We start from the raw sequence: 14424 nt of genomic DNA on the forward strand, positions 1-14424 counted from the left end.
AGCGCTTGAGCATTGAGCATAGCTTGCAATGAGATGGACTCTACAAACCGCGTGCGGTTTCATGAAAGATGCCATGCCATTGTTTCAGAAGAACTTTTTCACCGGATACAAAAAAGGCCACTCTTTCGAGTAGCCTTTTTTGATGTTTGGTTGCGGGAGCCGGATTTGAACCGACGACCTTCGGGTTATGAGCCCGACGAGCTACCAGACTGCTCCATCCCGCGTCTGTGGGCGGCATTCTACAGCCCAGCGGCGAGGTGTCAACTGTTAATAGATATATCCGTCAAATAACTGCTCAGGCAACCTAAGTTTCAGATTGGAAAAGGTTTTTGTAGCGAGCGGGCTTGCTGTGGTGAGCGGGCTTGCCCCGCGCCAGGCTGCGAAGCAGCCTGCATAATTGACACGCACAAAAAAGGCCACTCTTTCGAGTAGCCTTTTTTGATGTTTGGTTGCGGGAGCCGGATTTGAACCGACGACCTTCGGGTTATGAGCCCGACGAGCTACCAGACTGCTCCATCCCGCGTCTGTGTGTCGGCATTCTACAGAGGAACGCCGGTGTGTCAACCCGTGAATCGAAGAAAAGCGCTTGTGGTTCAATCGGTTAGCTCTCCAAGGAGGCCTCCCGATACCCCGCCAGCCCAGTCTGGCTGAGGGTTTCAGCTCTATCAGCAGGGCAAATTCGATTGAGAAAATAAATTCATCTGGGATTTTTCCTACCGCTCAAGCGGAAGAATCAAACTACTGGTGCTATATACAGGTGTGAATGCGATACTGGCCACCCGTAGGTACACACCCCGTTTATATGACGCAGCGCAAAATCATCCACGTCGACTGTGATTGCTTCTACGCCGCCATCGAGATGCGCGATGACCCGAGCCTGGCGCAAAAACCGCTGGCCGTAGGTGGCTCGGCGGATCGCCGGGGGGTGATTGCCACCTGCAACTACGAGGCGCGGGCCTATGGCGTGCGCTCGGCCATGTCGTCACGCCACGCCTTGAAGCTGTGCCCGGACCTGACCATCGTCAAGCCGCGCATGGATGCCTATAAGGAAGCGTCGAAGGAAATCCAGACGATCTTTCGCGACTACACCGACCTGATCGAACCCTTGTCGCTGGATGAAGCCTATCTGGACGTGTCCGACAGCCCGCATTTCGGCGGCAGTGCCACGCGCATTGCCCAGGATATTCGCCGGCGTGTCTCCAACCAGTTGCATATCACCGTGTCCGCCGGTGTAGCGCCGAACAAGTTCCTGGCCAAGATCGCCAGCGATTGGAAGAAGCCCAACGGGCTCTTTGTGATTACGCCGGATCAGATCGAAGACTTCGTCTCGCAATTGCGCGTGAGTAAGTTGCACGGCGTAGGCAAAGTCACAGCGGACAAGCTGGCGCGCCTGGGGATCGAAGACTGCCTGCAGTTGCGCGAATGGAACAAGCTGGCGCTGGTACGCGAATTCGGTAGTTTTGGCGAGCGGCTGTGGAGCCTGGCCCGTGGGATCGATGACCGCGTGGTGCAGAACGACAGTCGCCGCCAGTCGATCAGTGTGGAAAATACCTACGACGTGGATTTACCGGACCTTTCAAGCTGCCTGGCTAAACTTCCCGAACTGATGGAAACCCTGGCCGGACGCATGGCGCGCATCGACAGCAGTTATCGCGCGGGCAAGCCGTTCGTTAAGGTGAAGTTTCATGACTTTACCCAGACCACCTTGGAGCAGGCGGGGGCAGGGCGGGATCTGGAGAGTTATCAACAACTGCTGACGCAGGCGTTCAATCGCGGCGGGAAGCCGGTGCGGTTGCTGGGGATTGGGGTGCGGTTGCTGGACCTAAGCAGCGGTAATGAACAACTCGAATTCTCTTGGTAGAAATCGGGAGCACAAATGTGGGAGCGGGCTTGCTCGCGAATGCGTTGGTTCAGCCTACTCATGCGGTGACTGACACTCCGTATTCGCGAGCAAGCCCGCTCCCACATTTAGATCTTCAACAGGCTTTAGATCTCAGCGAGCGCCAGGATCTGCGACGAGTCGCCCCGCATCCTTGGTCAGTGCTTGCAGGAATTCCTGCTGCAACTCGGGATCATTGCGGGTCAGTTCGATCAGGCTTTGTTCCAGCTCACTGGCTTCTTCTTCCAGGCCCAGTTCAGACAAGCGCTTGACGCGGTGCACCCACTGGCTGACTTCGTCGTCTTCCAGATCGTCGTAGATCAGGCCGTGGGCTTCCAGCAACTTGTTGCGCAAGGTGCTGCTCACCGCCAGTGTGGAGTCCGAATGCACGTCATCCTGACCATCTTCCACGCTGATCTTCAAGGTCGTGACGCGGTTCAGGTCCTGCTCGGCAAATGGGCTGTCCAACAGGTTCAGGCGCAGTACGCCGTTACGGTCGGTGGTCAGCTCATGGACTTGCTTGCCGGCGGTGACTTGCACCGGGCGTTCGCTCCAGGGCAGGCTCGAATACTCCACGCGCTTGTCGCGCTGGACTTCATCAATGCCCGCCAGGTTCTGTTGCGCACGGCCGTGGGACTGCACGTTCATGAACGGGTTTAGGCCGTCCACGCCGTAGATCAGCCAGTCACGCGTCACACTGGTCGGCAGGTTGCCAAGGGCGAATACGTTCACCACATTGGCGCCCGCGCCGGCCACCAGGGCTACGGCACCCAAAGGCATCTCATAGAGTTTGCGCCAGGGCTGGTAGGGCGTGTAGCGGTCGTAACGACGGGTGACTTCGAACTCGGTGACCTCAAAGGTCTTTTGCTCGTGAATACGGACCCGGCGTTGCGGCAGTTCCAGCACTTTGGGTTCGCCTACATCGATCTGCAGGCTGTGGTCGAGCAACTTACGCTCGACCCGCTCCTCGTGCTCACTGCGTTGCGACATCTGGTTGGCGCAGCCGCTGACCAGCAGGGCGCCGCACAAGGCGGCGCCCCCCAGGGCTCTGGTGTTTCGCTTGAACATGACTTCTCTTGATCTGGTTTTCAGCGACGAATACGCGCCTGAAGGAAAGACAGCACGTCAGCCACCGGCAACGGTTGGGCTTCGGCTTCGGTCCGGCTCTTGTATTCCAGATTGCCATCGGCCAGGCCGCGGTCACTGACCACGATCCGGTGCGGGATGCCAATCAGTTCCATGTCGGCGAACTTGATGCCCGGGCTGGTTTTCTTGTCCCGGTCATCCAGCAACACTTCAAAACCGGCGGCCGTCAGATCGGCATACAGTTTGTCGGTGGCTTCGCGTACTTGCTCGGTCTCATAACGCAGTGGCACCAGGGCGATCTGGAACGGCGCCAGGGTGTCGCTCCAGATGATGCCGTTCGCATCGTTGTTCTGCTCGATGGCAGCGGCGACCACGCGGGAGACGCCAATGCCGTAGCAACCCATTTCCAGGATCACCGGCTTGCCGTTCTCGCCCAGCACTTTGCAGTTCATCGCCTGGCTGTACTTGTTGCCCAGCTGGAAGATGTGCCCGACTTCGATGCCGCGCTTGATTTCCAGGGTGCCCTTGCCATCCGGGCTTGGGTCACCGGCCACGACGTTACGCAGGTCGGCCACGGTCGGAACCGGCAGGTCACGCTCCCAGTTCACACCGAAGTAGTGCTTGTCGTCGATGTTCGCGCCGATGCCGAAGTCGCTCATCAGCTCGACCGAACGGTCGATGATGATTGGCAGCGGCAGGTTCAGCGGGCCGAGGGAGCCGGCGCCGGCGCCAATGGCGTCACGCAGTTCGGCGTCGGTAGCCATGACCAGCGGGCTGGCCACGCCAGGTTGCTGGGCGGCCTTGATTTCGTTGAGTTCGTGGTCGCCACGGATCACCAGCGCAATCAGCTTGCCTTCTTCTTCGGCGCGCACGATCAGGGTCTTGATGGTCTTTTCAATCGGCAGATTGAATTTTTCCACCAGGGCCGCGATGGTCTTGGTCTCTGGGGTGTCCACCAGGCGCAGCTCTTCGGCCGGTGCTGGGCGGGAGGTTTCCCGTGGCACGGCTTCGGCTTTCTCGATGTTCGCCGCGTAGTCCGAACCGTTGCTGAACACGATATCGTCTTCGCCGGACTCGGCCAGCACGTGGAATTCGTGGGAGCCGGCACCGCCGATGGAGCCGTTGTCCGCTTCAACCGGGCGGAATTTCAGGCCCAGGCGCGTGAACACGTTGCAGTAGGCGGTGTGCATGCGGTCGTAAGTGACCTGCAGCGAGGCCTGGTCGGCGTGGAACGAATACGCATCTTTCATGATGAATTCACGGCCGCGCATCAAACCGAAGCGCGGGCGGATTTCGTCACGGAATTTGGTCTGGATCTGATACAGGTTCAGCGGCAGCTGCTTATAGCTGCTCAGCTCGTTGCGCATCAGGTCGGTGATCACTTCTTCGTGGGTCGGGCCTGCGCAGAAGTCGCGGCCATGACGGTCCTTGAAGCGCAGCAACTCAGGGCCGTACTCTTCCCAGCGCCCGGATTCCTGCCACAGTTCAGCCGGTTGGGTGCTCGGCATCAACACTTCCAGAGAGCCGGCAGCGTTCATTTCTTCACGAACGATGGCTTCGACCTTGCGCATCACCTTCAAGCCCATGGGCAGCCAGGTGTACAGGCCGGAGGCCAGTTTGCGGATCATGCCGGCGCGCAGCATCAGCTGATGGCTGATCACGACCGCGTCGGAAGGCGTTTCTTTCTGTGTGGCGAGCAAATATTGACTGGTACGCATGGTGGGCCGTTGTCGGTTGCTTGGACTTGAAATGACTCTGGATTGTACGGGCGCCGGCTGCTGGAGTACAGGCATCAGAATGCAGAGGGGTCTGTGGGAGCGGGCTTGCTCGCGAATGCGTAGGATCAGTCAACATCTCCAGCGACTGACACACCGCATTCGCGAGCAAGCCCGCTCTCACAGGTCAGTCTTCTGCCTGGGGATTCAACTTCGCCCGCCGATTCTCCTGATACCAATGCAGCGCAATCAGCGCCAGCGTCGGCACACCCAGCATGCAGGTGATCAGGAAGAAGTTGTGATAGCCGAACTTCTCCACCATCACCCCCGAATACCCACCGATCAGGCGCGGCAACAGCAGCATGATCGAGCTGAGCAACGCATATTGGGTGGCGGAGAACTTCAGGTTGGTCAGGCTCGAAAGGTAGGCCACGAAAGCGGAGGTCGCCAGCCCTGAACTGAAGTTATCCAGGGAAATGGTGAAGATCAGCATCTGCAGGTCCGGGCCCATGTCAGCGAGCATCACGAACAGCAGGTTGGTGCCGGCCGAGGCCACGCCGCCGATGAACAGGATCGGCAGGATGCCGAAACGCACGATCAGCAGGCCGCCCATGCCGGCGCCGACCAGCGTCATGATCAGGCCGAAGATCTTGCTGACCCCGGCGATCTGGTCCTTGGTAAAGCCCTGGTCGATGTAGAACACGTTGGCCATCACGCCCATTACAGTGTCGGACATGCGGTAGGTGGCGATCAGCCCCAGCAGCAACAACGCCTGCCAGCGGTAGCGCAGGATGAAGTCGTTGACCGGCGTCAGCACCGGCGCCAGGCCACGCCGACCCATGGCCGAGAGGCACAGGGAGGTCAGGGTGATATAGAGGATGGCGCGCAGGAACGCACGGTCTTCCATGAGCAAGTCCCACAGGCTCATGCCGTGGAACAGCACGCTTTCGAAATCGGTGTTGAACAGCTGGGTAAACATCGCCGGCACTGACACCAGCAACACGATCAGTACGAACACCGATGCCAGCTGATGCACGAAGCTGTAACGCCCGGCCTGCAGTTGGGTGCGCAGTGGTACATTGGGTTCGCGCATGAACAGGGTGGTCAGCAGCGCCGGGATCATCAATAAGCCGAACAGCACGTAGGTGCCGGTCCAGGCCGAGTGTTTATAGTTGAAGCCGGTAGAGCCGAAGCCTTCTGCAAAAAACAGCGCACCCGCCGTGGCGAGCAGGGCGGCGATGCGATACCCGGACATGTAGCTGGCGGCCAACGCAGCCTGGCGGCTGTCGTCGGCGATTTCCAGGCGGTAGGCGTCGACCGCGATGTCTTGGGTCGCGGAGGCGAAGGCGACGATGACAGCGATAGCGATCAGCCAGGACAAGTGTTTCTGCGGGTCGCAAAAACCCATGCCGATCAATCCGAGGATCACCAGCGACTGGGCCAGCACCAGCCAGGAGCGACGGCGCCCCAGTTTGCCGAGCAACGGCAAGCGCCACTGGTCGAGCAGCGGCGACCACACCCATTTAAAGGCATACGCCAAACCGATCAGGCTCGCATAGCCGATGGTCTCGCGCGCCACACCGGCTTCACGCAACCACACTGAAAGCGTCGAGAACACCAACATGTAAGGCAGGCCGGCGGCAAAGCCGAGCAACAACAGGACCAACGTCGAGGGGCTGGCATAGGCAGCGAGCGCGGCGCGCCAGGTTTTACGGGGCATGGGCTGGAGTCTGCCTCAGATTTGCGGAAACAAAGCGCGCACTCTAACCGCTGTGCTCTACCGGGCGCCAGCCATGGCGCTGAATATCAACGCGATTGTTCAGGATATTGACACCTTCATCGCGCAAACGCGCCCGCTGTTCGTCACCCGAAGCTCTGCCCACCGGCAGACTTATCCGACCACCGGCACCCAGCACGCGGTGCCAGGGCAACTTGGTGTCTTCGGGAAGCTGGCTCAGGGTACGGCCGACCCAGCGCGCCGCACGACCGAGACCTGCCAGGTGGGCCAGCTCGCCGTAGCTCACCACGCAGCCTGCGGGCACTTGAGCCAGGGTCAGGTACAGCGCGGTACGGCGCATTTCGGCGGGGCTTTGTGGCGTTTCAGCGGGCTGATTCACGGTGGGCATATCCATTGATACCGACGGCACAATTGTAGGAAAGGTCTGTAAGTGTGTTGATGAGAATTGAACTCAACTTAAATCCTTGAGTCAGTCCTAGCTATCTAACACGATAATCGCCCCTTTTCGCCAACCTTGAGCTCCCGATCCGCTTATGTTGTCCAGAACCCTGCTGTGCCTCGCTGTTTTCAGCGCCTCCACGCCCTTGCTGGCTGACACCGTCTGGTTGAAGAACGGTGACCGCCTGACCGGCAAGATCAAGGTCTTCGACGGTGGCAAGCTGCTGATCCAGACCGATTACGCAGGTGCCATTCCGGTGGACTGGAAGCAGGTGAAAACCCTGGAAAGTGACCAGGAGCTGCTGGTCAAGCAGGATGCCTACACCGGCGAGAAGGCCAAGTCCCTCAAGGCGGCAGATGACGGCAAAGTCGTGCTCGCCAACGGTGAAGCGCCCAAGACCGTCGATTTGGCCAGTATCCAACAGATCATCAAGCCCAAGCCCGTAGTCGAAGACCTGGTGTGGAAGGGCAATGTGGACATGGCGCTGGACTATAAACGCGCCGACAAAGACACCAACGACTACGACATCGACTTCAAGACCACCGCCCGCCATGGTCAATGGCGTCATACCGGGCAGGGCGAGTACAACCGCGAGTTCCAGGACGATGTCACCACCACCGATAACTGGGCCCTGGAATACGACCTCGACCGCTTCCTGACCGAGCATTGGTTCTGGCAGGGCCGCTTGACCTACAAGCGCGACAAGGTTGAAGACCTGTCCCGCCAACGCACCGTCGGTACCGGCCCGGGCTATCAGTTCTGGGACGATGAACTCGGCGCGTTCTCCCTGGGCTCGCTGGTCAACCGCACGGACTATGAATATGCCGACGGCGGCAAGGACAACTTCTATTCCCTGGCTATGAAGTGGAACTACAACCGCTACCTGGTGGGCAAGACCGTCGAGTTCTTCACCAACGGCGAAGTGGGCAAGCCTATCGGCGGCCCGGCCGAATACTCGCTGGATGCAGAAATGGGCCTGCGCTACAAAGTCACCGAGTGGGCTTCGCTCAACCTCAAGGCCGAGCGCGACATCATCAGTGGCGACTCCGACAGCAGCCTGAGCAAGACCCGCTACACCGCAGGCTTCGGTGTGGCCTGGTAACACGGGCGAACAAAACCTGCTTGGCAACCTTTGCCGATAATGATTACCTTGCGTTGAGATTCATTCCCATAGGCCCTATAGGCCGTGGGCGGCTGATTATCCGAGGAGTCATACGTTGAGCGCACAGGTTGCCAAGAACGCCCGAGAGCTGTTGCTCAAGGAATACCGTGGGGCTCTCTCCACACTGTCCAAAGCCATGCCTGGCTTCCCCTTCGGTTCGGTCGTGCCGTATTGCCTGGATGAGCAGGGCCGCCCGCTGATCCTGATCAGCCGCATTGCCCAGCACACCCACAACCTGCAGAAAGACCCCAAGTGCTCGCTGCTGGTGGGTGAGCGCGAGGCGGATGACGTGCAGGCCGTCGGCCGCCTGACCTACCTGGCCGAAGCCGAAAAACTGGAGGAGGGCGCTGTCATCGAGGCGGCTGCCGAGCGTTATTACCGCTATTTCCCCGATTCAGCCAACTATCACAAGGCCCACGACTTCGATTTCTGGGTACTCAACCCGGTGCGTCACCGTTACATCGGCGGCTTTGGCGCGATTCATTGGGTCGACCAGCTGACGTTGGCCAACCCGTTTGCGGGCAAGGCCGAGCGCAGCATGATCGAACACATGAACAGCGATCACACCAAGGCCATTGCCCATTACGTCGACCTCACCGGCCTGCCGACGTCCGAGCCTGCCCAGTTGGCCGGCATCGACAGCGAAGGCATGCACTTGCGTATAGGCCAATCCTTATATTGGTTGCCGTTTGCGGAGTCTTGCAACACGCCGACACAAGTACGCGAAGCCCTGGTTTCATTGGCTCACGCCCAGGTCTGGCCGAAAAAAGAAGCCGCTGACGCTTGAATTCACGAAACGGCGACGTCATCTAAGGTGGACTGGCAAGGCATTCTTGCGTTGAGGAACCATTTGATGCGCCCTTTTTTGTTGCTCTTTCTGCTGTTCCCGGTGTTGGAGCTGTTCGTATTCGTTCAAGTCAGCAGTGCGATCGGCTTTTTCCCGGCCCTGTTGCTGATCATTCTCGGCTCGATGCTCGGCGTCCTGGTGCTGCGCGTCGCCGGCCTGGCCACGGCGCTGCGTGCCCGTGAAAGCCTGAATCGCGGCGAACTGCCCGCCCAGACCATGCTCGAAGGCCTGATGATGGCCCTGGCCGGTGGCCTGTTGATCCTGCCGGGTTTCATCAGCGACGTGGTGGGCCTGGTGATGTTGCTGCCGTTCACCCGCAAACTGCTGGCCGGCAAGATGCGCCAGCGCGCCGAAGAGGCTGCGGTTCGCCAGCGTGCGTTCGCCGACGACCTGCAACCCCGTGGCGGTCCGGCCCCGCGCCAGCCGCTGGGGCGTGAAGGCGATGTGATCGAAGGCGAGTTCGAACACCGCGACAGCAAATAACCGCTTCACTGGCACGGCACCTCTGGGTGCCGTGTTGCTTTGAGCCGTCGGCACACGCAAAAAAATTACGCCGAGGCCCCTTGTAATAAGCTTATGCGCCCTTATGTAACGGTCACCGCAAGGTTTCTGGTGGCGACACCAGACAGACTTCCGCGTCTTGCTTGGCGAGGCGCGACCGGCGCAGCCGGAATACAACCCGCCGGTATTGACACCGGCCGATGAAAAACACAATTAGGAGAGATCGACAATGAGCAAGCTTCGTCCTCTGCACGACCGCGTCGTAATCCGTCGTAGCGAAGAAGAAAAGAAAACCGCTGGCGGTATCGTTCTGCCAGGTTCGGCTGCTGAAAAAGCCAACCACGGTGTGATCGTCGCTGCTGGCCCAGGCAAAACCCTGGAAAACGGTGAAGTGCGTGCTCTGGCCGTTAAAGTCGGTGACAAGGTTGTATTCGGCCCTTACTCCGGCAGCAACACTGTGAAAGTTGACGGCGAAGACCTGCTGGTCATGGCTGAGAACGAGATTCTCGCCGTACTGGAAGCGTAATTTTCCCGCTCATTTTCCCGTTACTCCAAAGTATTTAAGGATTATCGATCATGGCTGCTAAAGAAGTTAAATTCGGCGATTCCGCCCGCAAGAAAATGCTCACCGGTGTCAACATCCTGGCTGACGCAGTAAAAGCGACCCTGGGCCCGAAAGGCCGTAACGTGATCATCGAGAAGAGCTTCGGCGCTCCGACCATCACCAAGGACGGCGTTTCCGTAGCCAAAGAAATCGAACTGGAAGACCGTTTCGAAAACATGGGCGCGCAGCTGGTCAAAGACGTTGCCTCCCGTGCCAACGATGATGCAGGCGACGGTACTACCACCGCTACCGTTCTGGCTCAGTCGATCGTCAACGAAGGCCTGAAAGCCGTCGCTGCCGGCATGAACCCGATGGACCTGAAGCGCGGCATCGACAAGGCGACCATCGCTGTTGTTGCCGAGCTGAAAAACCTGTCCAAGCCATGCGCTGACACCAAGGCAATCGCTCAGGTAGGCACCATCTCTGCCAACTCCGACAGCTCCATCGGCGACATCATTGCCGAAGCCATGGAAAAAGTCGGCAAAGAAGGCGTGATCACCGTTGAAGAAGGCACTGGCCTGGAAAACGAGCTGTCGGTTGTAGAAGGCATGCAGTTCGACCGCGGCTACCTGTCCCCGTACTTCGTCAACAAGCCAGAAACCATGGTTGCCGAGCTGGAAAGCCCGCTGATCCTGCTGGTTGACAAAAAGATCTCCAACATCCGCGAAATGCTGCCAGTGCTGGAAGCCGTTGCCAAAGCCGGCCGCCCACTGCTGATCGTTTCCGAAGACGTTGAAGGCGAAGCCCTGGCGACGCTGGTAGTGAACAACATGCGTGGCATCGTGAAGGTTGCAGCCGTCAAGGCTCCAGGCTTCGGCGACCGTCGCAAGGCCATGCTGCAGGACATCGCTGTTCTGACTGGCGGTACCGTTATCTCCGAAGAGATCGGCCTGAGCCTGGAAAGCGCCACCCTGGAAAACCTGGGCAGTGCCAAGCGCGTGACCATCTCCAAAGAAAACACCATCATCGTTGACGGTGCTGGCGTAGAGCAGGACATCCAGGCTCGCATCACCCAGATCCGCGCCCAGGTTGCCGAGACTTCGTCCGACTACGACCGTGAAAAACTGCAAGAGCGCCTGGCCAAGCTGTCCGGCGGCGTAGCAGTAATCAAGGTTGGCGCCGGTTCCGAAGTTGAAATGAAAGAGAAGAAAGCCCGCGTTGAAGACGCCCTGCACGCAACCCGTGCAGCCGTTGAAGAAGGCGTGGTACCTGGCGGTGGCGTTGCGCTGATCCGTGCTCTGGAAGCGCTGGTTGACCTCAAAGGCGACAACGCTGACCAGAACGTCGGTATCGCAGTTCTGCGTCGCGCCGTTGAATCCCCACTGCGCCAGATCGCTTCCAACAGCGGCGATGAGCCAAGTGTTGTGGTCAACGAAGTGAAGAACGGCAAAGGTAACTACGGTTACAACGCTGCCACCAGCGAATACGGCGACATGGTTGAGATGGGTATCCTGGACCCAACCAAAGTGACCCGTTCCGCGTTGCAGGCAGCTGCTTCGATCGCTGGGCTGCTGCTGACCACCGAAGTGGCCATCGCTGACAAGCCGAAGGCTGAAGGCTCGGCTGGCGGCGGTATGCCAGACATGGGCGGCATGGGTGGCATGGGCGGCATGATGTAGTGCGACGAGAGTCGCTATAGGTAGAAGCACCTAGCGGGCTACATCTTAGGTGATCACCGGTTGAACCGGTGATCACTTTCCCGCAGAAACAGCTTAAAAAACCCGAAGTCCGGGCGTCAAAACCCGGATTTCCGGCACTCACAAGGTGCTTAGAATTCGGCGTAATGTCGCCTATATATCGTGATTTTCTCTCTGGAAATCATCAGAACGATATGCGTACTGAGCTTGCAGATTTTGAATCACTGCGAGGGAGGTATGGGAAATCGTGTCCAAAGAGCTGGCCTGCTCCTATCTATAGGGCGCAAGCCATAGCTGTCATTGTCTCACCCGGAAACCGCAAGGTAGAGGGGCGCGAGACCTTTTGTTCAGCCAAAAGTAGCCTAGGGATAGTGCGTCGCTGGTAACGGCGGGGTGCGAAGCTTCCTGACAATGTAGTCCCATGATTCTGTGGTGTGTGGTCGCCGCGAGGCACCATGCAGACCCTGCGAGCAACACGCGGGTGAGACGCTAGGCTGGTTGGTATGGCCAACGTAAGTGAACTGCTGATAAACACCGTCAACCGCATGGAGCCAAAGTTGCTGATAGGCTTTGACCAAAATGGTGCATGACTGGTTGTCCCTTTTACATCTGGGGGCACGCTGACATTGAGTCATCGGTGAATAGGCAGGGCCTAACCCATCCTTGTGACGGTTATGGAACTCGGTAAGCCCGTATTTTCGCCATTGGCCTGTATGGCAAGGCAGGTCGACCGTGAGGAAGACTGTTGAAAATGCGGGTAGAGGATGTCGGAAAAAGCGAATGCCTCCCTGTAATGGGGTTGGATAAGGGCTCTGCCCTGACTGGAAACGGTGCTGACTTCCGACTGGTCTTTGATCGCGAGAAGGCCTGTAAAGCCATCAAGAACAGACGTTTGTCGGTTTGACCGGCTGCGTCTAACTCATAGAAATCCCTTGCGGGGCAGTGTACTCACTCCCCCACAAGGGCGACGTGCGTCTACTGCCCTCTGGGGAAATCTTCTCTGGAGGAAAAGCAAGATGAGTGCGTCTGAAATAGAAGTACCTGCGTCCTCCCATCTGGCCATCAGTTGGCATTCGATAGACTGGGAAACAGGTCATCGACAGGTGCGAGGGCTACAGGTACGGATCGCGAAGGCAGCCAAGAATCAGCAATGGCGGCAGGTGAAAACCTTGCAGCGTATGCTGGTTCGCTCGTTTGCCGCCAAGGTATTGGCGGTTAAACGGGTCACTGAAAACCGGGGTCGCAGGACTCCCGGCGTCGATGGGGAAACCTGGAGCACGCCTGAAAGCAAATGGAAGGCAGTTTTTCGGTTAGAGCGCAGGGGCTACAAGCCCCGGCCACTGCGGCGGATTTACATTCCCAAAGCAAATGGCCAGCGTAGACCGCTGGGGATTCCGACGATGCTGGATCGAGCGATGCAGGCGTTATACCTGCTGGCACTTGAACCGGTGTCTGAGACCACAGCCGACCGAAATTCCTATGGCTTTCGCCCTCACCGTTCCACGGCAGATGCAATCGAGCAATTGTTCGTCAATCTCGGTCGCAAGCATTCTGCGCAGTGGGTCATGGAGGGCGATATAAAGGGATGTTTCGACAACATCAGTCACGACTGGCTGATCACTAACGTCCCGATGGACAAAGTGGTTCTAAGGAAATGGCTGAAAGCGGGATATTTGGAATCCGGTCGATTGAATCCGACAGGGGCGGGAACTCCGCAAGGAGGGATCATCTCGCCCGTATTGGCCAACCTGGCCCTTGATGGACTGGAAAAGGAGCTCGAATCTCGGTTCGGGCAGCGTAATACCAAAGCCAGCTACAAGACCAAGGTCAACTATGTGCGATACGCAGATGATTTCGTCATCACCGGCATCTCGAAAGAGCTGCTGGAAAACGAGGTGAAGCCACTCGTCGAAGCCTTCATGGCCGAGCGGGGGTTGAGCCTTGCGGTGGAGAAAACGTTGTTCACGCATGTATCGGATGGGTTCGATTTCCTCGGTCAGAATATTCGCAAGTACGGTGACAAGCTGCTGATAAAGCCAGCCCACAAGAACGTGAAAGCATTTCTGGCCAAGGTTAAGGCGTTGGTTGAAGCGAACAAAGCGGCACCGGCCAGCCTGTTGATCAAGCAGCTCAATCCAGTTATTCGGGGTTGGGCCAATTATCATCGGCCGATTGTCGCCAAGCAGACCTTCAACTACGTGGATTACAGGATCTGGAAATTGCTATGGCGATGGTGCAGGCGGCGACATCTGAATCGCTGCAAACGTTGGATCAAGGAAAAATACTTCAAGCGCGTGGGAACACGTAGTTGGGTATTCTCCGGGCTACACCCCAGCGGCAAACTGCTCCACTTGTTGTACGCCAGCGATACGCCGATCAAGCGGCACACCAAGATCAAGGCGGAGGCTAACCCATACGCCCCAGAGGACGAGATGTACTTCGAGCAACGGCTGGAATATGCGTGGCGAAGCTCGGACGAGGGGAAGCGGAAGACGCTGACGCTGTGGCTTGGCCAGAGCAAGCGCTGCCCGATGTGCAAGCAGTTGATTACGTTCGAAAGCGGGTGGAACATTCACCATGTTATCGAGCGGCACAAGGGCGGATGCGACGAGCTGGGCAATCTGGTGTTGTTGCATCCCAACTGTCATCGACAGTTACACAGTGCGGCACCGGCTCTTTCAACTGAGAAAGGGCTTACAAAGGCTTGAGCTGTATGCGGGGAAACTCGCACGTACAGTTCTTAGGGGAGGGACGGTCAGTAATGGCCGTTTCTTACCCGACAGCCAGCCTTACCCGGTGTCTAGTCCTGAAATAGG

The 14424-nt window shown here is 58.2% G+C and carries 11 protein-coding genes and 2 tRNA genes; 7 read left to right on the forward strand and 6 right to left on the reverse strand.

Annotated elements, in window-relative coordinates:
• Positions 1-147: 147 nt before the first annotated feature.
• Positions 148-224, reverse strand: a tRNA-Met gene (locus tag HX812_RS16275).
• A 222-nt stretch (positions 225-446) separates the two neighbouring features.
• Positions 447-523 (reverse strand) — tRNA-Met (locus HX812_RS16280).
• A gap of 279 nt (positions 524-802) precedes the next feature.
• Between HX812_RS16280 and dinB the strand changes: the two genes are divergently transcribed.
• The gene (gene dinB, locus HX812_RS16285; protein WP_038848685.1) at positions 803-1861 is read left to right on the forward strand and encodes a DNA polymerase IV; all 1059 of its coding nucleotides are present in this window, start codon (positions 803-805) and stop codon (positions 1859-1861) included.
• 132 nt (positions 1862-1993) lie between these two features.
• On the opposite strand, the gene HX812_RS16290 is transcribed toward dinB, so the two are convergent.
• The 4 genes from HX812_RS16290 to HX812_RS16305 form a co-directional block, all read right to left on the reverse strand.
• Complete coding sequence (locus HX812_RS16290) at positions 1994-2947, reverse strand: hypothetical protein (RefSeq protein ID WP_028617799.1); 954 nt, start codon at positions 2945-2947, stop codon at positions 1994-1996.
• A gap of 20 nt (positions 2948-2967) precedes the next feature.
• Complete coding sequence (locus HX812_RS16295; protein ID WP_016975522.1) at positions 2968-4683, reverse strand: proline--tRNA ligase; 1716 nt, start codon at positions 4681-4683, stop codon at positions 2968-2970.
• A 184-nt stretch (positions 4684-4867) separates the two neighbouring features.
• Positions 4868-6400: an AmpG family muropeptide MFS transporter gene (locus HX812_RS16300; protein WP_038848687.1), complete on the reverse strand. Its 1533-nt coding sequence runs from the start codon at positions 6398-6400 to the stop codon at positions 4868-4870.
• A gap of 43 nt (positions 6401-6443) precedes the next feature.
• Entirely contained in the window at positions 6444-6806 is a 363-nt protein-coding gene (locus HX812_RS16305; protein WP_038848690.1) for an MGMT family protein, read from the reverse strand.
• 145 nt (positions 6807-6951) lie between these two features.
• On the opposite strand from HX812_RS16305, the gene HX812_RS16310 reads away from it, so the two are divergent.
• From HX812_RS16310 to ltrA, 6 genes are all read left to right on the forward strand, one after another.
• A complete protein-coding gene (locus HX812_RS16310) occupies positions 6952-7959 on the forward strand; it encodes a DUF481 domain-containing protein (protein ID WP_038848692.1) in 1008 nt (335 codons plus the stop codon).
• A 115-nt stretch (positions 7960-8074) separates the two neighbouring features.
• Positions 8075-8806, forward strand: coding sequence for a HugZ family protein (locus HX812_RS16315; RefSeq protein WP_038848694.1), 732 nt, complete (start codon positions 8075-8077; stop codon positions 8804-8806).
• Between the two features lie 66 nt (positions 8807-8872).
• Positions 8873-9349 carry an FxsA family protein gene (locus HX812_RS16320; RefSeq protein WP_038848696.1) on the forward strand — a complete coding sequence of 159 codons (477 nt, stop codon included), beginning with the start codon at positions 8873-8875 and terminating at the stop codon, positions 9347-9349.
• Between the two features lie 247 nt (positions 9350-9596).
• Positions 9597-9893, forward strand: coding sequence for a co-chaperone GroES (groES, locus tag HX812_RS16325; RefSeq protein WP_016975516.1), 297 nt, complete (start codon positions 9597-9599; stop codon positions 9891-9893).
• A 50-nt stretch (positions 9894-9943) separates the two neighbouring features.
• Positions 9944-11590: a chaperonin GroEL gene (gene groL / locus HX812_RS16330; protein ID WP_016975515.1), complete on the forward strand. Its 1647-nt coding sequence runs from the start codon at positions 9944-9946 to the stop codon at positions 11588-11590.
• 1034 nt (positions 11591-12624) lie between these two features.
• Complete coding sequence (gene ltrA, locus HX812_RS16335; RefSeq protein WP_071534438.1) at positions 12625-14316, forward strand: group II intron reverse transcriptase/maturase; 1692 nt, start codon at positions 12625-12627, stop codon at positions 14314-14316.
• The last annotated feature ends 108 nt before the right edge of the window (positions 14317-14424 follow it).

The sequence above is a fragment of the Pseudomonas sp. IPO3749 genome (assembly GCF_013386605.1).
GTDB classification, from domain to species: domain Bacteria; phylum Pseudomonadota; class Gammaproteobacteria; order Pseudomonadales; family Pseudomonadaceae; genus Aquipseudomonas; species Aquipseudomonas azotoformans_A.

Bases quoted from the DNA above. Each gene is read 5' to 3' on its own strand.
- HX812_RS16290 (WP_028617799.1), bottom strand. From the start codon at position 2,947: ATGTTCAAGCGAAACACCAGAGCCCTGGGGGGCGCCGCCTTGTGCGGC.
- dinB (WP_038848685.1), top strand. From the start codon at position 803: ATGACGCAGCGCAAAATCATCCACGTCGACTGTGATTGCTTCTACGCC.
- HX812_RS16310 (WP_038848692.1), top strand. From the start codon at position 6,952: ATGTTGTCCAGAACCCTGCTGTGCCTCGCTGTTTTCAGCGCCTCCACG.
- HX812_RS16300 (WP_038848687.1), bottom strand. From the start codon at position 6,400: ATGCCCCGTAAAACCTGGCGCGCCGCGCTCGCTGCCTATGCCAGCCCC.
- ltrA (WP_071534438.1), top strand. From the start codon at position 12,625: ATGAGTGCGTCTGAAATAGAAGTACCTGCGTCCTCCCATCTGGCCATC.
- groL (WP_016975515.1), top strand. From the start codon at position 9,944: ATGGCTGCTAAAGAAGTTAAATTCGGCGATTCCGCCCGCAAGAAAATG.
- HX812_RS16295 (WP_016975522.1), bottom strand. From the start codon at position 4,683: ATGCGTACCAGTCAATATTTGCTCGCCACACAGAAAGAAACGCCTTCC.
- HX812_RS16320 (WP_038848696.1), top strand. From the start codon at position 8,873: ATGCGCCCTTTTTTGTTGCTCTTTCTGCTGTTCCCGGTGTTGGAGCTG.
- groES (WP_016975516.1), top strand. From the start codon at position 9,597: ATGAGCAAGCTTCGTCCTCTGCACGACCGCGTCGTAATCCGTCGTAGC.
- HX812_RS16305 (WP_038848690.1), bottom strand. From the start codon at position 6,806: ATGCCCACCGTGAATCAGCCCGCTGAAACGCCACAAAGCCCCGCCGAA.